General features: G+C 72.1%; 11 protein-coding genes. 8 read left to right on the forward strand and 3 right to left on the reverse strand.

What is annotated here, in order from left to right:
* Positions 1-43 precede the first annotated feature (43 nt).
* Positions 44-2,365, reverse strand: a complete 2,322-nt coding sequence (locus tag OP79_RS13885) for an MFS transporter (RefSeq protein WP_033320458.1) — start codon at positions 2,363-2,365, stop codon at positions 44-46.
* A 304-nt stretch (positions 2,366-2,669) separates the two neighbouring features.
* Between OP79_RS13885 and OP79_RS13890 the strand changes: the two genes are divergently transcribed.
* Positions 2,670-3,620: an SMP-30/gluconolactonase/LRE family protein gene (locus OP79_RS13890; RefSeq protein WP_033320584.1), complete on the forward strand. Its 951-nt coding sequence runs from the start codon at positions 2,670-2,672 to the stop codon at positions 3,618-3,620.
* A 16-nt stretch (positions 3,621-3,636) separates the two neighbouring features.
* Here OP79_RS13890 and OP79_RS13895 read toward each other — a convergent pair whose 3' ends face one another.
* Positions 3,637-4,296 carry a response regulator gene (locus OP79_RS13895; protein WP_033320459.1) on the reverse strand — a complete coding sequence of 220 codons (660 nt, stop codon included), beginning with the start codon at positions 4,294-4,296 and terminating at the stop codon, positions 3,637-3,639.
* Positions 4,284-5,558 (reverse strand): sensor histidine kinase, encoded by a 1,275-nt coding sequence (locus OP79_RS13900; RefSeq protein WP_051744634.1) that lies wholly within the window; start codon positions 5,556-5,558, stop codon positions 4,284-4,286. Before OP79_RS13900 ends, OP79_RS13895 begins: the two co-directional genes overlap by 13 nt.
* A gap of 205 nt (positions 5,559-5,763) precedes the next feature.
* On the opposite strand from OP79_RS13900, the gene OP79_RS13905 reads away from it, so the two are divergent.
* From OP79_RS13905 to OP79_RS13935, 7 genes are all read left to right on the forward strand, one after another.
* Complete coding sequence (locus OP79_RS13905; RefSeq protein ID WP_078491780.1) at positions 5,764-6,051, forward strand: hypothetical protein; 288 nt, start codon at positions 5,764-5,766, stop codon at positions 6,049-6,051.
* Entirely contained in the window at positions 6,048-6,815 is a 768-nt protein-coding gene (locus OP79_RS13910) for an ABC transporter ATP-binding protein (protein ID WP_033320460.1), read from the forward strand. Before OP79_RS13905 ends, OP79_RS13910 begins: the two co-directional genes overlap by 4 nt.
* 5 nt (positions 6,816-6,820) lie before the next feature.
* Positions 6,821-9,364 carry an ABC transporter permease gene (locus tag OP79_RS13915; protein WP_033320587.1) on the forward strand — a complete coding sequence of 848 codons (2,544 nt, stop codon included), beginning with the start codon at positions 6,821-6,823 and terminating at the stop codon, positions 9,362-9,364.
* Positions 9,365-9,539: 175 nt separating this feature from the next.
* Positions 9,540-11,207 carry a TIGR02677 family protein gene (locus OP79_RS13920; protein ID WP_245685317.1) on the forward strand — a complete coding sequence of 556 codons (1,668 nt, stop codon included), beginning with the start codon at positions 9,540-9,542 and terminating at the stop codon, positions 11,205-11,207.
* Entirely contained in the window at positions 11,204-12,490 is a 1,287-nt protein-coding gene (locus tag OP79_RS13925; RefSeq protein WP_051744635.1) for a TIGR02678 family protein, read from the forward strand. The genes OP79_RS13920 and OP79_RS13925 overlap by 4 nt, the downstream gene beginning before the upstream one ends.
* Positions 12,487-16,626 carry a TIGR02680 family protein gene (locus OP79_RS13930; protein WP_033320461.1) on the forward strand — a complete coding sequence of 1,380 codons (4,140 nt, stop codon included), beginning with the start codon at positions 12,487-12,489 and terminating at the stop codon, positions 16,624-16,626. Before OP79_RS13925 ends, OP79_RS13930 begins: the two co-directional genes overlap by 4 nt.
* Positions 16,623-17,879 carry a TIGR02679 family protein gene (locus tag OP79_RS13935; protein ID WP_033320462.1) on the forward strand — a complete coding sequence of 419 codons (1,257 nt, stop codon included), beginning with the start codon at positions 16,623-16,625 and terminating at the stop codon, positions 17,877-17,879. Before OP79_RS13930 ends, OP79_RS13935 begins: the two co-directional genes overlap by 4 nt.
* The last annotated feature ends 91 nt before the right edge of the window (positions 17,880-17,970 follow it).

Consider the following 17,970-nt stretch of genomic DNA (forward strand, 5'->3'; position numbering starts at 1 on the left):
TCGTCGGAGCGTGCCGGGTCGTGTCGGGTCCTGTTGGGGTGAACTATTCGCCGGGGTGGGCGAGTTCGATGTCGTGGCCGTCCACGCCGCCGCCGGAGACGGTCACCCCGGTGGCCTTCGGCGGGTAGCCGGTCGCCATGACCGTGTACTCCCCGCTGTCCAGGTCGGAGAAGGCGTACGCCCCGTCGATGCCGGTCGTCGTCGTGGCGACCACGTTGCCCGCGGCGTCCATCAGCGTGACCCGCGCCTCGCTCAGCGGAACACCCGCTCCGAGCACCGTGCCCCGTACGTGCGCCCCGGGGTGCAACTCGACCTCGACCCGCGTGGCCCCGGTGACGCCGATCTCGACGGGCAGGGCCAGCGGCCGGTGCTTGACCGAGTTGACCGCGAGGGTCACCGTCCCCGGCACCAGGTCCGAGACGGTGAACTCGCCCATGGCGTCCGTCTCCCCGGTGGCCAGCACATCCCCGCGGACATCGGTCACGATGACCACGGCCCCGGCGACCCGCACCCCGCTGTCCGCCGACCGCACCACACCGGCAAGCCCGCTGGTGCCGCTCAGCAGAACGTCGTACGTCACCGGCGCGTCCGCCACGACGACGGTCGAGGCCTGCGGCTGGTAGCCGTCGGCGGAGGCGATCAGGACGTACGAACCGGCGCCCGGCGCGCGCACACCGTACGAGCCGTCGCCCTGCGCGACCGCCCGGCCGAGCTGCCGCCCCTCGAGCGAGATCAGCGTCACCGCGGCGCCGGACACGGGCGCGCTCTCCGCACCGCGGACGTGTCCGCGGACGAGGGTTCCGCTCGCAGCGTCGTCGTCCGGGGCCGCCGCCTCCAGGGCCAGGGCCTGACGGGGGTGCGGAAGGGTGACCGACGCGCTCGCCGCACCTGCGTCGTCCGTGGCCTCGGCTCCGTCCCCGGCCGGCGTCTTGGACGTCCCGTCCGCGAGCGGCTGTCGGCGCGGGATGAACGAGGCGACGAAGAAGGCGAGCAGGGCCGCGCCGACACCGATGGCCAGGACCGCCTTGAAGCCGTCCTCGGAGGGGAGGGCGGTGGAGCCGAAGGTGGTGGTCATCTGCGCCAGGATGACGCCGGCGACCGCGCTGGCGACCGACGTACCGATGGACCGCATCAAGGTGTTGAGGCTGTTCGCGGCGCCCGTCTCGGACGCGGGCACGGCGCTCATGATCAGCGCGGGCATCGAGCCGTACGTGAAGCCGATGCCGGCGCCGATGACGCAGGACACGAGGATGAAGTGCCAGACCTCGTCCATCAGCACGATGTTCAGCGCGTAGCCGCCGGCCACGATCAGGGAGCCGATCATCAGCGTGACCTTGGGGCCCTTGGCCTTGGAGACGGCCGCGGAGACCGGGGCCAGGGCCATCATCACCAGTCCGGACGGCGCCATGACGAGACCGGCGGCGAGCAGCGACTGACCCAGACCGTATCCGGTAGCCTCAGGCAACTGCAGGAGCTGCGGAATGACGAGGGACATCGCGAACATGGCGAAGCCGATGGCTATCGAGGCGAGGTTGGTGAACAGCACCTGACGGCGCGCGGTGGTCCGCAGGTCCACCAGCGGCTGGCTGACACGCAGTTCGAAGAAACCCCACACCAGCAGGATCACGACGGCCGCGCCGAACAGGCCGAGGATGGTGCCGCTGCCCCAGCCCCAGTCCCCGCCCTTGGAGATCGCCAGCAACAGGCACACGAGCCCCGCCGCCATCCCGACCGCGCCGATCAGGTCGAACCGTCCTCCGGTGCGCACCCGGGACTCCGGCACGAGGGCCAGTACGAGCAGCAGGGCGACGACACCCATGCCGGCCGAGGCCCAGAACAGTACGTGCCAGTCGAAGTTGTCGGCGATGAGCGCGGCGGCGGGCAGGCCGAGGGCGCCGCCGACGCCGAGCGAGGCACTCATCAGCGCGGTGGCGGAGCCGAGCCGTTCGGCGGGCAGCTCGTCGCGCATGATGCTGATGCCGAGCGGGATGACGCCGGCCGACAGACCCTGGAGTGCGCGCCCGACGATCATCGGGACGAGGGACTCGCTGAGCGCGGCCGTGACGGATCCGGCCACCAGCATGACCATGCTGACCAGCAGCATCCGGCGCTTGCCGTACATGTCTCCGAGCCGCCCCATCATCGGGGTCGCGACGGCGGCGGCGAGCAGGGTGGCGGTGACGGCCCAGGCGGTGTCGGACGCCGGGGCGTTCAGGAGGGTGGGCAGCTCCGGAACGATCGGGATGACCAGAGTCTGCATCAGCGAGACCACGATCCCGCCGAAGGCCAGCACCGCGACCACGACGTTCGGCCGCGGTGGGGCTGCCGCCCCGGTGGTGGCGGTGCGGGGTTGTGCGTGGGACATGGTCGGGCCTCCGGGTGGGCGGTCGGGTATGCGCGACAGGATTAAATGTAAGTACGTTGATTTAGTTAAGCAAGTTAAGGTCGTGCGGGTGTGGTCCGCGGGTCGGGGAGCGCCCCGGCTGCCCCCTGGCACAGCGGGGCCACAGGGGGTTCATAGGGGAACTCTTGTGTGGGGTGGGGCGTTCGAGCGGACAGAGTTCGGGAGCTGAGCTCGGCTTGGTTCTCGATGTCCCCAAGTGCACTACTCGTTCGCTGAGTTGCCGAGTTCGCAGAGTTTCACCCCCACCTTCATGGAGGCCCGGAACATGTCCCAGAACCAAGCCCGGCCGTCCCGGCGCACCGTTCTCGGCGGGGCCGCCGCCGCGCTCACGCTGGCTGCCGGTGCCGGCACGGCCAGTGCCGCCGCCGGAACCGTAAAGAGTGCCTGGCCGACCGAGTTCCCGCTCCCGGACGGCTGGCTGCCCGAGGGCATCACCATCGGCAGAAAGCCGTACGCCTACATGGGCTCCCGCGCGAACGGCGCCGTCTACCGCACCGACCTGCGCACCGGCAAGGGCGGCGTCCTCTTCGAGGGAGCCACCGGCACGGCATCCATCGGGCTGAAGCTGGACCACGACGGTCTGCTCTACCTCGCCGGAGGCGCCGGCGGCACCGCGCGCATCGTCGACTCCCGCAGCGGCAAGCTCAAGGCCACGTACCAACTCACCGACCCCGCCGCCACGTTCATCAACGACGTCATACTCCTCGGCGACCGCGCCTGGTTCACCGACTCGCGCGGCGCCACGCTGTACGGCGTACCCCGCGGCCGGGGCGGCGAGGTGCGCAGCCTGCCGCTCGGCGGTGACTGGACGCAGACGCCCAACGTGAACAACGCCAACGGCATCGTCGAAACCCCCGACGGCCGTGGCCTGATCGTCGTCAAGAGCACGCCGGGCGAGCTCTACCACGTGAACATCAAGACCGGTGAGGCGAAGAAGATCGCGCTGAACGGACAGGCCGATGTCGCCAACGGTGACGGTCTGCTCCGTATAGGCCGCACCTTGTACGTCGTGCAGAACCGGCTGAACCTGATCAGCGTCTGGGACCTCGACGCGAAGGTCACCACGGCCACGCTGAAGCGGACGATCACCGATCCGCGGTTCGACGTGCCGACGACCGCCGCGCGTTGGGGCGACCGGCTGTATCTCGTCAACGCGCGGTTCACCAGCCCGCAGACGCCGGAGACGACGTTCAACGGCGTTGCTGTGCCTGCCTAGTTCAACCGCAGGGTGGTCAGGCGCGGCGGCGTACGTCCTCGAGGTAGCGGAGGACCGCGGCGACGCGCCTGTCCACCTGGTCGGTGGGGGAAAGGTCGAGCTTGGCGAAGATGCTGCGGATGTGCTTGTGGACGGCGCCGTCCGTGACGACGAGGCGTTCGGCGATGGCGGAGTTGCCCAAACCCTCGGCCATCAGGGCGAGTACGTCGCGTTCGCGGGGGCTGAGGCGTTCCAGGCGGCTGTCGTGGCGGCTGCGGGTGAAGAGCTGCGCGACGACCTCGGGGTCGATGGCGGTGCCTCCGGCCGCCACTCGCCGCAGGGCGTCCAGGAACTCCTCGACCCGCCCGACCCGCTCCTTGAGCAGATAGCCGAGGCCGGTGACGCCGCCGGTGAGCAGCTCCGTGGCGAAGCTCTGCTCGACGTACGCGGACAGCACCAGCACCGCCAGGTCCGGCCGCCGGCGTCTGGCCTCGACCGCCGCGACGATGCCCTCGTCCGTGTGGGTCGGGGGCATCCGTACGTCGAGGATGGCGACATCGGGCTTGTGTACGTCGATGGCGTCGAGGATCCCGTCGGCCGTACCGGCGGTGCCCACCACGTCGAGCGATTCCGCCCGCAGCAGCAGGGCGAGCCCTTCGCGCAGCAGTGGGTCGTCTTCGGCGATCACGATCCGCATGGGAGGTCCACCTCGAGGGTTGTGGGCCCGCCGGGCGGGCTGGTGAGGGTGAGGTTGCCGTCGTGGGCCGCGATGCGGCGGCGCATGCCGGTCAGGCCGGAGCCGCCGGCTTCGTCCGCGCCGCCCCGGCCGTCGTCCTTGATCTGCAGGTGCAGTCGGCCGTCGTGGCTGCGGACGGTGACGGTGGCGTGCCGGGCCTGGCTGTGCTTGGCGATGTTGGTCAGGGCTTCGGCCACGATGAAGTAGGCGGTCGCCTCGACGGAGGCCGCGCACCTCGCGGTTGCCTCGACGTCGACGCGGCAGGGCACCGGGCAGTCCGCGGCCAGCCCGGCCAGTGCGCCTTCGAGTCCGCGGTCGTCCAGTACCGGCGGCAGGATGCTCCGGGAGACCGAGCGCAGTTCGGCCAGCGCCCCCTCGGCGGCGCTCTGGGCGCGTTCGAGGAGTTCGTCGGCGCCCGCCGGGTCGCGGGCCACCATGCGGCGGGCGGCGCCGAGCAGGACGGTGACGTTGACGATCCGGTTCTGGGTGCCGTCGTGCAACGAGCGCTCGATACGGCGCAGTTCGGTCGCGTGGGCGTCGAGGGCGGCGGCCCGGGTGGCGGTCAGCTCCGCGACTCGTAGGGACAGGTCCGCGTCGGGTCCTGCCGACAGGAGCCGGCGTCCCGGCCGCGCCTGCAGCCGCGCCATGCCCGGCCCGAGCCCCACGATGATGGCGATCCAGGCCAGGCCCAGCGGGACCACGGCGAGGGCGTCCAGCCAGGTGTGCGCGACCCCGATCCCGATGGACGTGCTGTTCGCGTCCTCGGGTGCGAACGGATACAGCAGCGGGAACGCGGTGTCGCGGACCGCGACGAGCGGCAGGAACACGCCGAGCAGGCCAAGGAGCAGCCCCAGCGTCCCGTGCGTGGCCAGCCAGCCCAGCTCCCGCCGGGTGGTGGGGTCGGCAAGGGCCGGGCGCAGCTGAGTCGGTGCGGGTCCCGGGCCGATCAGCTCCGGGCCCCATCGGGTGAGCCGGTCGCGTTCGCGGTCGGCGACGGCGTGCAGGGCGCGCAGGGCGGCGGGCGCCATCAGCAGCCCCACTCCCACCAGGGAGGTCACGGCGGTGACGGCCACCAGGAGCAGGACGGCCAGTGCGAGCACGGCCGTACCGAATCCGCCGGCGAGCTTTTCGAGCGCGACGAGGGCGGCGCCGGCCGACCGGACGACGATGTCCCGGATACGGGTCTTTGGGGCGCCGTCAGACGCGTACTGCTGGCTCGACATGGGTTCCTCCTAGGGCAACGACCCTAAGACGCGGATCAGTTGGCCGTCAGCTCAAGGCCCCAGGAAGTCCGCAGAGGTACAGCCTGCTGTACCTCGAACCGGGCGGCAGGCGGGCTCGGCCGCGAGGGGTCGTGATTCATAGCGTCGGAGACGACAGCGGAACAGGCCGCAAGCCTCCGCGGCAACCAGGAACAGGAGCCCGAAAATGACCGACCCCTACCGCCTCACCACCGCCTCCGGGACGTACGCCAACCCGTCCGTCGACCCCAACGCCGAGACCATCGGCAAGCCGCTTCCTGTCGGTGAGCCGCTTCCCGTCGTCACCAGGTCCCGAGTCGCGCGCACCCTCCTCTGGATGGTGCTGGTGATCAGCGTCGTCGGCAACATGGTGGCCTCGTACACCGCCAGCACGCCTCTGCACCTCGCCAGCGGCGCCGTCACCGCCCTCTGCCTGACCGGACTGGTCGTTCAGGGCCTGCGGGGTCGTCGATGAGCAAGCTCCTCAAGGGAGTTGAGGCCTCCTCGGCCTCCCCGGACCACACCCCCGCCATCGCGCTGGCGCACCTCGGCAAGACGTATCCCGGAGGCGTACGCGCCCTCGACGACGTGTCCCTGACCGTCGAACGCGGCACCTTCCTCGCCGTGATGGGTCCTTCGGGGTCCGGCAAGAGCACGCTGATGCACTGTGCGGCGGGTCTGGACGCACCGACCGTGGGCAGCGTCCGTATCGACGGGTACGAAATCGCGGGCCTGAACGAGACCCGCCGCACCGAACTGCGCCGCGAGCGCATCGGCTTCGTGTTCCAGTCGTACAACCTGGTGCCCTCGCTCAGCGTCGCCGACAACATCACGCTGCCGCTGCGCCTCGCGGGCCGGGCCCCGGACCAGGAGTGGCTGCGGACGCTGATCGAGCGCGTCGGTCTTGCCGACCGGCTGACGCACCGGCCCGCCGAACTCTCTGGCGGACAGCAGCAACGGGCCGCGATCGTAAGGGCGTTGGCGGCCCGGCCCGCTGTCGTGTTCGCCGACGAGCCGACCGGCGCACTGGATCTGCGCAGCGCCCACGAGGTCCTGAACCTGCTGCGTGACCTCGTCGACGAGCTGCGGCAGACGGTGGTCATGGTCACCCACGATCCGGCCGCCGCCGCCCAGGCGCACCAGGCTCTGGTGATGGCCGACGGGCGGGTCGTGGACACGCTGCACACGCCCACTGCCGCCGATCTGGCCGCCCGTCTCGTCGCACTCGGAGAGGGGTGAAGGTCATGCTGTATCTCGCGGTGCGTATGGCTCGGCGCCGGGTCGCCGCGTTGGTGGCGGTGGCGTGTGCGGTGCTGGGGGGTGCGGTGCTGGTCACCGGTACCGGAGTGCTGGCCGAGTCCGGGTTGCGGTCGCAGCTGCCGGCCGGGCGGCTCGGCGGGGTGGACGTCGTGGTGTCGGCGGACCAGACCTTCCGGCCCGGCGGGGATCTGCCGATCGCGTTGCCGGAGCGGGGGGCGGTTCCGGCCCAATTGGCCGACTGGCTGGGCGAGTTGGACGGGGTCACCGGCGTGGTCGGTGACGTCAGCTTCCCCGCGGCCCTCGTCGACGCGGACGGCCGGGTCGTACCGGGCGAGGATCCCACGACGGCGGGGCATGGCTGGTCCTCCACCGGGCTGCTTCAGGACGCCCCGGTAGACGGCAGGAAGCCGGGCGATTCGCGTGAGGTCGCCGTGGACCGTGACATGGCCGCCGCCGCGGGTGTCCAGGCGGGCGACCGGGTCGAGGTCGTCGCGGCCGGCCGGGACGCCGCCGAGTACCGCGTCTCCGGGGTCGTCGACGCGCCCGGAGCCGGAGTCTTCTTCGCCGATCCGACGGCCGAGCAGCTGGCCGGACGCGACAGCGGACCCCGCGCCGGGACCGTCGACCTGATCGGGCTGCGTACCGAAACCGGCGCCACCGACTCCGTCGCCGCGGCCGTCCGCGATCAACTGCGCGGCACGGACCTGGTGGTGGCCACCGGCGAAGACCGGGGTGACCTGGCGGCGCCCGACGCTGTGGCCTCGCGCTCACTCCTCATCCTGCTCGCGGGCTCGCTCTCCGGGATCGTCGTGCTGATCACCGGGTTCGTCATGGCCGGTGCGCTGGGTGTGTCGATCGCCGGGCAGCGCCGCGAACTGGCCCTGATGCGGGCCGTCGGCGCCACCCCGAAGCAGATCCGCCGGCTCGCCACCGCCCAGGCCATGGTGATCGCGGCCGTTGCGCTCGTGCCCGGGGCGGCCCTCGGCTATCTGCTGGCCGGACAGTTCCGGCAACAGCTCGTTGAACGCGGTGTGCTCCCCGAAACCCTGCCTCTGACGTTCAGCCCGCTGCCCGCGCTCGCCACCGCCCTCCTGCTGGCTCTCGCCGTTCAGGTGTCGGCGAGGGGCGCCGCGTGGCGTACGTCGCGGATGCCGGCCACGGAGGCGGTCGCCGAGTCGCGCACCGAACCCCGTAACCCGTCCCGCATCCGGACCCGTGCCGGACTGCTGCTCATCCTCGCCGCGACGACCCTCTCCGTCGTACCGCTGCTGGCCAGGACCGTACTCGGCGCGGCCGCGACCTCCATGGCCGGTGTCATCGGCGCGATCGGCCTCGCGATGGCGGGCCCCGCCCTGGTCCGGCACGCCGGCGAGACACTGGCCCGGCGCCTGCGACCCGGTGTCTCGGCACCGACGTGGCTGGCCGTGTCCAACGTCCGCGGATACGCCCTGCGCATCGCCGGAGTCGTCAGCACCCTCGCCATGGCGGTCGTGTTCGTCCTGACGTACACCTTCGCCCAGACGACGGTGATGACCGCCACCTCGGACGACGTCCGCACCGGCACTCTCGCCCAGGAACGCCTGAGCGCACCTGCGCTCGGCGGACTGCCCGAGGGCACCCTCGACGCGGTACGGGAGACCTCCGGCGTGCGGGCGGCAGCCCCCGTCGGCAGCACGACCGTGGTCTGGCCCTACAAGCTTCTCGGCGAGGACGAGGTCGAATCCTCCTCCGCGATGATCCTCACTCCGGACGCGTGGAGCGTCCTGGACCTGGACGTACGGTTCGGCAGCCTGGCCGGGCTCAGCGGCGACACCGTCGCGGTCAGCAGCGACGTCGCCCGCTCCCGTGGCGCCGGACTGGGCGAGCGGATCGGCCTGATCCTCGGCGACGGCACCCGCGTGAACGCCAAGGTCGTCGCCGTCTACGACCGCGGACTCGGCTTCGGCCCGGTCGCGCTCTCCCGGGACCTCACGACGGGCCACACCACGACGGGTCTCGACGAGAGCATCCTCGTGCGCACGGACGGTACGGCGACGGCGCAGCGTGAGCTCGCGGCGCTCGCCGAGTCCCGGCCGGGCCTGACGGTGGAACCCACGGACACGGGAACCGGCGGCAGCCTGACCGAGGCTCCGCCCGAGGTGTGGGTCAACCTGGCGACCATCGTCGTACTCCTCGGCTACCTCCTCCTCAGCATCGCCAACAAGCTCGTCGCCACCACCGCCCAACGTCGCGGCGAGATCGCCACCCTCCGCCTGAACGGCACCACCCCGCGTCAGATCCGCACGATGATGCGCCGCGAGGCCGCGATGATCGGCGCCGCCGCCCTCACCACGGGCCTGGTCCTGGCCGCGATCCCGCTCACCCTTCTGGGCATCGGCTTCCTGGACCGCCCCTGGCCCGCGGGCCCGGTCTGGCTGCTGCCCGCCACGGCGCTCACGATCATCAGCCTCGCGTTCGTCACCATCGAGGTGCCCACCCGGCGGGCCCTGCGTACGGCTCCCGCCGAAGCACTCGCCGGCCGTGAATAGTCCGGCCGTGAACAGTCGTGAGTAGTCCTGCCGTGAACAGGGCCGAGTCCGTCATTCCCGACTCCGATGTCAGCGCTCGGCTCTACGGTTGTGGGCAGCCCTACGGTTGTGTGTGGGCCGAGGAGCCGATCGTGGGCTGAGGAGGGGGAGACGGGTGCGCAGGGTGCCGCCGGACATGTTCCGGTTCACTACGGGCGACCGGGCGGAGTTGTACGGGGCGATCCTGCGGGCGTTCGGCGCGGCCAACGAGCGCCTGGAGACGGCGCTCGGGCTGGATGACGTACGGACGCGACTGCGCACGGTGGGCTGGCTCGACGCGATCGCCGACGAGGATCTGCACGAGGCGCTGAAGCAACTGCGCCAGTGGGAGCTGCTGGACGTCGTCCAGAACCACGCGGAGAACTACCGCACGGCCGAGGAGTACGAGCGGCGCAACCTCCAGTACTCCCTGACCCGGCGCGGCGAGGCCGCCTTCGCGGGTGTCCAGCACGCGCTGACGGTGCTGGCCTCGACGGGCGCCCTGCAGACGGCCGTACTGGAAGCGATCACCGACCGGCTCGACGAGTTGTACGGCCTGGCCGGTGAGCCGGCGTCGGTGGATCGGCGGATCTTCAGCACACTCCAGGAGCTGGAGGGGCATCTCGAGGCCCTGTTGGACAACACCAAGGCGTTCAACGGCGAGCTTCAGCGGCTGCTGCGTGCCGAGGGCGCCGATCTGGGTGTGTTCCGGGAGGTGAAGGCGGCCACCGTGGCGTACCTCCAGGAGTTCCTGGTCAATCTCGATCAGCGCGGGCATGGTGTCGCCGAGGCCGTGGCCCGGGTGGAGGAGCGCGGGGTCGCCGCTCTGCACGAACGGGCGCTGCGCGGGGCGGAGTTGCCGCCGGTGTCCGGGGAGGATCCGGGGGCGGCCTGGCTGGAGCGGCGGCGGGCGCGCTGGGCGGGGCTGCGGGCGTGGTTCCTGCCGGTGGACGGGGGCCGACCGCGGGTGGACCAGTTGCACGACGTCGCCCGGCGGGCCATCGTCTCGCTGCTTCAGGTGCTCGACCGGATCACGGAGTCGCGCCGCCGGTCCTCCAGCGCCGTACAGGACTTCCGGGAGCTGGCGCGCTGGTTCGCGGCGGCCCCCGGGGAGGACGATCTCCACAGGCTGTGGACGGTGGCCTTCGGGCTCGGCCCGGCTCGCCACGCGCATCTCGCGCACCCCGACCCGGAGTTGGTCCCCTCGTCCCGGACGTGGGAGGAGGCTCCGCCGGTCGAGGTGTCGGCACTGTTGCGTACGAGCGGTCGTACGGAGCGTTTCACCCGTACGGGCAGGGTGCGGGACGTCGCCGCCCTCAAGGCCGCGCGGGCGGGGCGGGCCCGGCAGGAGCGGGCCGAGCTCCAGGAAGCGTGGCGGACCTTGCGCACCGATGGCGGTCCGCTGCGGCTGTCCGACTTCGGGATGCTGGACGAGGCGTCCTTCGAGCGGCTGCTCGATCTGCTCGGCAGGGCGTTGTCGACGCGTCCGGACCGTTCGGGGGCGCGGCGGGCCGGGACTTCGGACGGGCGGGTGGAGATCACCTTGACGCCGCCTGCTGACGGACGGATCGCTGTGTTGCGGACGGCGAAGGGGGCGTTGAGAGGGCCGGACTTCCTGGTGCACATCGACACGGTGGCCGGGGGCGACGCGGTGGTCTGGGGTGACGCGGTGGTCGGGGGAGGCCCGGCTTCGACGCCGATCCTGCGGCACAGTCCCCAGGAGGTCGCGGGACGCCAGACGGCTGCGGGCCGCCATGAGGCCGCAGGCCACCACGACGTTGCGGGCCGCCACGAGTCTGCGGGACGCCAGGAGGCCGCCGGATGAGTACTCTCGCCAATCAGCTGGTCGTCGCGGAGCGGGAGGAGGTCGCCCGGGGGATTCGTCTCCTGCTGGCGCGGCCGTTGATCACCGAGCGCGCCGACCCGGCCGCCTTCGGCATTGTCCGGCGCCGCAAGGAGCCGTTGACCAAGTGGTTCGACTACACCTGCGGCTGGAGCCTGGTGGTCGAGCCACGGCGAGGTTATGCGCGACTCGTCAAGGTCCGCTCCACCGCCGACGCCTCGCGTCCGGCCCGGCGGCTGCGCTCGGGGCGGGCGCCGTTCGACCGGCGGCGCTATGTGCTGCTGTGCGTCGTGGCGGCCGAGTTGCTGTCCGTGCCGGTGACGACCATAGGGCTGCTCGCCGATCGCGTCGTCCAGGCCACCGCCGCCGATCCGGCACTCCCGTCCTTCGACACGTCCGGCAAGCAGGAGCGGATGGCCTTCGTCGACGTACTGAAACTGCTGGAGTCGTACGGAGCGCTGGTGGCCGTGGACGGGGTGACGGACACCTTCGTCGACTCGGCCGACGCGAAGGTGCTGTACCGCGTGGACGCCACGCTGCTGATGCGGCTGCCCGCGGCGCCCATAGGGGCCTCGCGGCTGTCCGTGCCACCGGACGAAGTGCCGCTGCGCTTCGAGGAGTTGATGACGGGGCTGACGCGGGAGCGGCGTTACGGCGGGGCGGCGTCCGGGGGCGAGCAGGCCGTCGCCTCCGAGACGCAGCGGAACCTGTGGCTGCGGCACTCCGTACTGCGCCGCCTCTTCGACGACCCCGTCCTCTACCGCGAGGACCTCACCGAGGACGAGCTGGCCTACGTGGCCTCCCCGACGGGCCGGCAGATCCTGCGCCGCTCGGTCGAGCAGGCGGGTTTCGTGCTGGAGGAGCGGGTGGAGGGGTTCCTGCTCATCGACCCGGACGCCGTCGCCACCGACGCCAGGTTCCCCGACGACTCGTCCACCGCCAGGGTCGCCGCGTTGCTGTTGCTGGAGCGGATCCATGACGTGCCTGGCGGGGCGACGCCCGAGCAACTCGTCGCGATCGGCTCGGAGTTGCTGCGCCGGTTTCCGCGGTGGGCGAAGGCGTACCAGTCGACGGACGGAGCCGGGCGGCTGGCCGACGACGCGGTGCGGGTCCTGTGCGACTTCGGTCTGGCGCAGCGCGTCGGCGAGCGTACGGTCGTGCGTCCGGCGGCTTCGCGGTACCGGGTCGTGGGGGCCACGACGACGGCGGAGGACAGTTCTGTCGATGTCGATGTCGATGTCGAGGCCGAGGGAGGCTCGAGTTGAGCGTCACTGATCTTCCGGTGCGCGGTGCGGCGGGCGCCTCGGCCCAAGAGGCCGGGGAAGTCGGGGAGCGCGCTCCCCGGTCCCGGTCCCGCTGGCAGCCGTATCGCGCGGGCATCCTCAACGTCTGGCGCTACTACGACGAGACGTTCACCTTTTACCAAGGACGTCTGCTGCTGCGCGGCCAGAACGGCACGGGCAAGTCCAAGGCCCTGGAACTGCTGCTGCCCTTCCTCTTCGACGCGAACCTGAGGCCCAACCGCCTGTCCACCTTCGGTGGTTCGGAACGCACCATGCACTGGAACCTCATGGGTGAAGGGGCGTCCGGCAAGACGCGGGTGGGGTACGTGTGGATGGAGTTCGGCCGCCCTGCCGAGGAGGGCGGCGACGGCAGCACTGACTGGTTCACCTGTGGAGCCCGCCTCCAGGCCAGCGTCCACACCAGCGGTGCGCAGGCCGACTACTTCACGACCACCCGGCGCATCGCCCGGCCCGGCGGACTGCTCCTGGCCAACGATTCCGGTCAGCCGTTGACGAGGGCCGCCCTCGCGGACGCCCTGCAAGGGCACGGGGAGATCCACGCCTCGGCCGACAGTTACCGCACCACGGTCCGCCGGGCGCTCTTCGCGGGCATGGGCGAGCAGCGGTACGAGGCCCTGATCACCGCCCTGCTGCAACTGCGCCAGCCCAAGCTCTCCGAACGCCTCGACCCGTCCCTGCTCTCCTCCCTGCTCTCCCGTGCCCTGCCCCCGCTCGGGGAGGGCGAGATCAGCGAGCTGGCCGAGGGCTTCGAGCGCCTTGACCGGCAGCGTGAACAGCTGAAGCAACTGGACGAGGAGGTCACGGCGGCGGGCACCATCGCGCACCGCCAGCGCGGCTATGCCCAGCGGGTCCTGCGCGCAGGTGCCGCGACCCTGATCTCGGCCACGACCGAGATGGACAAGCTCACCCGGGTCGCGAAGGAGAGCACGGAGCAGCACCAACAGGCCCTGCGCGACCAGGAGTCGACGACGCGGGCGCAGGACGAGTGCGAGCGGCGCGGGCAGGAGCTGGAGGCGGGCATCGAGGGCCTGGTGAACAGCGAGGCCTACCAGCAGGGCGAAGAGCTGAGCCGGCTCCGCCGCGGTACCGAGGACGCCGAGGAGAAGGCCCGACGGTTGCGCACCACCGCCGAGACCAAGCAGCGCCAGGCGGACGACGACCGGGAACTCGCCGCCGAGGCCGAGCAGCGAGCCGAGGCCGCCGAGGACCACGTACAAGACGCGTCCGAGGACGCCCGGCAGGCGGCCCGTACGGCCGGTCTGGAATCCGTGCACCTGGAAGCCGCGACGATGTTCGGCGCACCGACCGCCGCCTCCGATTCCGCGAGCTCCGCGGGCGAGGACCGGATCCGGCGGCCCCGCCGTCTGCTGCGTGGCGCGGTCAGGGCCCGGCGAGACCAGATCACGGAGGTCTCGGCCGCCATAGACCGTCACGAACGGGCCGTGAGCGACCGCACGGCCGCCGAGACGACGCTGGACGACGCCCGTCGCGCGCTCGCGGCGGCGGTCGTACGGCGCGACGAGGCGGCCGGTGCGTACGAGGAAGCCCTGACCCGGCAGGCGGAGGGGCTGCGCGAGTGGGCCACGGGCTGTGTGGAGTTGCGGATCGACGACGTCGAGGAGCTGGTCTCGCGGACGGCGGTCGAGAGCGACGTCATGTCCCTCGTCGAGTCCGCCGTACGCGGTGTGGAGCGGGACATCGCCGAACGGGAGACGCGTACGGAGGCCGCCCGCGAGGCCGCGCTGGCCGAGCGGACCGCGCTCACCGACACCCTCGACACGCTCCGCCGCGAGGCCGACCTGCCCCCGGCCGTGCCGCCCACCCGCACCACGGACCGTTCGACCATGATCGGCGCCCCGCTCTGGCGCCTGGTGGCCTTCCACGAGGACGTGCCGCCCGCCGTCCAGGCAGGCGTGGAGGCGGCGTTGGAGGCGTCCGGGCTGCTGGACGCCTGGGTGAGCCCGTACGACGGGATCGAGCTGCCCGGGCACGACACGCTGGCCGAGGCCGCCTGGGCGGTGCCCGCTCCGGGCCCTTCCCTGCTGGACGTACTGCGTCCCGAAGCCGGGGTCCCGGTGCCCGTCGACGCGATCGCCCGGCTGCTCGGCGGTATCGCGTACGGACCGCGGCTGCCCGAGCGGCACATGGCCGCGGTCGGCGCCGACGGCGGCTGGCGGCTGGCCTCCGCGACGGGGACGTGGAGCAAGAAGGAACCCGCGCACATCGGCTCCCTCGCGCGGGAGCGGGCGAGGCGGCGGCGGATCGCCGAACTCACCGAGCGGCTCGGCGAGGTGAACGGCACGATCGCCACGCTGGACGCGTCGGTGCGCGAACTCCGCGAGCGCCGCAGGCGGTTGGACGCCGACCTCACGTCCCGCCCCCGCTACCGCAACCTCGACGAGCGGCGCCGGGACTGGGACCGGGCGGAGGAAGGGATAGGCGTCCGCGACGACGCCGTACGCACTGCTGCCAGGCTCCTCGAGGAACGGGAGGCGGCAGCGCAGCAAGCCCTGCGTGCCCTCCACCGGCTGTCCTCGGAGAACGGGCTGCCCACGGACAGCGGGCTGCTGGGGAATCTGTCGTCCGCCGTGGACGCGTTCCGCGATCTGGCCGACGTCTGGGCGGACGCCCAGCTGCACTGGGCGTCCGCCGTCGGGCGGGCCGCGTCCGCCCGCGACCGGGCCGACCGCTCGGCCGAGGCCGCGCGCGAGCATTCACACGAAGCCGAGACCGCCGCGTCGGAGGCGGCAGGGCTCAGGGCGACCTTGGAGGCGGTGGAGAGCACCGTCGGCGAGGACTTCCGTCAGGTGGCCGCCCGGATCAGCGAGATGAAGGGCCAACTGCGCCTCAGCCGCGAGGAGTTCAAGGTCAAGGCCCGTGAACTGCTGGAGCTGGAGCGGCGTATCGGCACGCTGACCGCGACGATGGCGCAGGACGCGGAGAAGCGCGACCAGGCCATCGCCGCCAGGGATGCGGCGGGGCGGAGATTCAGGCGCCTGTGCCTGCTCGGCCTGCCAGAGGACGCGGGGATCGATCTCGAACTCAGCGGGGAGGACGGCACACGCGCCACCCTGGAGGCGGCCCGTGCGGTGGCGGCGAAGTGGGCGAACATCCCGCACGAGCCCCGTAACCTCGGCGACGCCGTCAACCGGTTGTCCGAAGCGGTGCACGAGGCCCGGCAGTTCCTCGGCCGCCGCGCCGACCTGGACCTGGAGGTCGACGACGACGTACAGGTCTTCACGGCCACGATGGACGGCGTACGCATCGGGGCGACGGAACTGCTCCACACCCTCACGGCCGAGCGCGACAGCAGCCGCGACGACATCACCGCCGCCGAACGGCGCCTGTTCGACCAGACGCTCACCGGAGACACCCGGCGCCATCTCGCCGCCCGGATCCGTCAGGCGGGCGAGCTGGTCGACCGGATGAACGGTCACCTGGAGCGGGTCCGCACCGCGTCGAACGTCGCCGTCCAGCTGGTGTGGCAGATCCACCCGGACCTCCCGCCCGGCACCCGTACCGCCCGCGAGCTGCTGCTCAAGGACCCCGGTCGGGTCACGGAAGCCGACCGGGAAGCGCTGCACGCCTTCTTCCGCGGCCGTATCGAGGAGGCCAAGGCCCGGAACACGGCGGCCACTTGGGAGGAGCAGCTCGCCGAGGTGCTCGACTACACCGCCTGGCACCAGTTCGTGGTCAGACTCGACCGTGCGAACGGCGCGGGCTGGCAGCCGCTGACCAAGAAGCTGCACGGAGCGCTGTCCGGCGGGGAGAAGGCGATCGCCCTGCATCTGCCGCTGTTCGCCGCCGTCGCCGCCCACTACGAGGCCGTGCCCGACGCGCCCCGGCCGATCCTCCTGGACGAGGTCTTCGTCGGCGTCGACACCGTCAACCGCGGCCAGGTCTTCGCCCTGCTCAGCGCGCTCGACCTCGACCTCATGCTGACGTCCGACCACGAGTGGGGCACCTACCGGGAGCTGCCCGGCATCGCGATCCACCAGCTGATCACGGGGGCGGACGGGGACGACGCGGTGACCAGCGCGCGGTTCGTGTGGAACGGGGTGGGTGTGGAGCCGGCCGAGGAGGGAGCCTCCGGGTGAGCGGGACGAGGAACAGTGCGCTGCGGCGCCCCGAGCTGCGTCCCCTTTGGCTGGCCGTCCATGACCGGCTGTCCTCCGGGCGGCCCGTCAGCCGGGTGCGCATCGGCCCACTGGACGACGGCCAGCGGGCGGCGCTGGCCGACCTGCTGGGCCTCGACCGGCTGCCGGACGCCCGGCCCTTCGTGACGCTCACCCGCCTCGAAGAGGCCGTCGCCGAGATCGACGGCCGTACGGTACGCGAGGTCGTCGCCGACCTCGTCGGCCCGCTCGACGACCGCGCCGCCGAACGACAGCGCGCGCAGGACGAACGGGCCGCGCTGTGGGCCTGGCTGTCGGCCCACGAAACGGTGCGCTCGCAGCCGCAGCTCGCCGACTGGGCCGCGTACTGCCGCAGCGGCGGCCTCGTCGACGGCTCGGTCACCCGCACCCGTGACCTGCTCGCTTCGGCACTGGCGGTACTGGCCGCCCTGCCCGCCGAAGGAGAACCGCTGCCGGTTTTCGCGGCACGCCTGCTGCACGGCGACTCCCACGCCCTGGACGACGGCACCCGCCTTTCCACCCTCGTCCTACGGGCCCTGTCGACGATCTACGGCATCGACGCACCGGACAGCGCCCAACAGAGACGTACGCTCTGGGCCCGAGCAGGCATCGCCGACGACGAACTCTCCGCCACCGTCCTCGCCGCCGGGCTCCGCCCCTCCGGGGACGGCCTGCTCAGCCGTATCGCGGGCCTCTGCGCGGACACCGGACACGCGGCGTCCCTCACCCTGGCCCAACTCCGTTCCGCCGCAGGGGACTTCGGATTCCCGGCCACCGTACCCGTGCACATCACGGAGAACCCGAGCGTCCTCGCCCTCTCCCTGCGCCGCTTCGGCCCGTGCTGCCCGCCCCTGGTCTGCACCTCGGGCTGGCCCAACAGCGCGGTGATCCATCTCCTCCGGCTGCTCGCCGACCACGGAGCCGCCCTGCGCTACCACGGTGACCTCGACGGCGAGGGCGTACGCATCGCCGCGTACATCCTGGACAAAACCCCCGCCACCCCCTGGCGCATGACCACCGAGGACTACCGCACAGCCCTCGCCCGCGCCCCGCACGGACCGCCTCCGGGACGGCTGACCGAGGCCCCGTGGGACCCGGCGCTGACGCCCGCGATGACGGAACACGGCACGTCCGTACTGGAGGAGATGGTCGCCGACTCGCTCCTCGGCGACCTGGCCGCGCTCGCCGAGCGCAAGGAGGCGACGGGTCGCTGACGCGCCGCTGAGGAGCAGCCCCCGCCCCCATGGTGGGGCCAGCCCTACCTTCGGTTCGGGAGTGGGCGTCATCGTGCTTGTGGGCTGGTGG

It is taken from the genome of Streptomyces yerevanensis (assembly GCF_000716805.1).
In the GTDB taxonomy this organism is placed as follows: domain Bacteria; phylum Actinomycetota; class Actinomycetes; order Streptomycetales; family Streptomycetaceae; genus Streptomyces; species Streptomyces flaveus.

Bases quoted from the DNA above. Each gene is read 5' to 3' on its own strand.
- OP79_RS13895 (WP_033320459.1), bottom strand. From the start codon at position 4,296: ATGCGGATCGTGATCGCCGAAGACGACCCACTGCTGCGCGAAGGGCTC.
- OP79_RS13915 (WP_033320587.1), top strand. From the start codon at position 6,821: ATGCTGTATCTCGCGGTGCGTATGGCTCGGCGCCGGGTCGCCGCGTTG.
- OP79_RS13885 (WP_033320458.1), bottom strand. From the start codon at position 2,365: ATGTCCCACGCACAACCCCGCACCGCCACCACCGGGGCGGCAGCCCCA.
- OP79_RS13920 (WP_245685317.1), top strand. From the start codon at position 9,540: ATGTTCCGGTTCACTACGGGCGACCGGGCGGAGTTGTACGGGGCGATC.
- OP79_RS13900 (WP_051744634.1), bottom strand. From the start codon at position 5,558: ATGTCGAGCCAGCAGTACGCGTCTGACGGCGCCCCAAAGACCCGTATC.
- OP79_RS13890 (WP_033320584.1), top strand. From the start codon at position 2,670: ATGTCCCAGAACCAAGCCCGGCCGTCCCGGCGCACCGTTCTCGGCGGG.
- OP79_RS13905 (WP_078491780.1), top strand. From the start codon at position 5,764: ATGACCGACCCCTACCGCCTCACCACCGCCTCCGGGACGTACGCCAAC.
- OP79_RS13925 (WP_051744635.1), top strand. From the start codon at position 11,204: ATGAGTACTCTCGCCAATCAGCTGGTCGTCGCGGAGCGGGAGGAGGTC.
- OP79_RS13910 (WP_033320460.1), top strand. From the start codon at position 6,048: ATGAGCAAGCTCCTCAAGGGAGTTGAGGCCTCCTCGGCCTCCCCGGAC.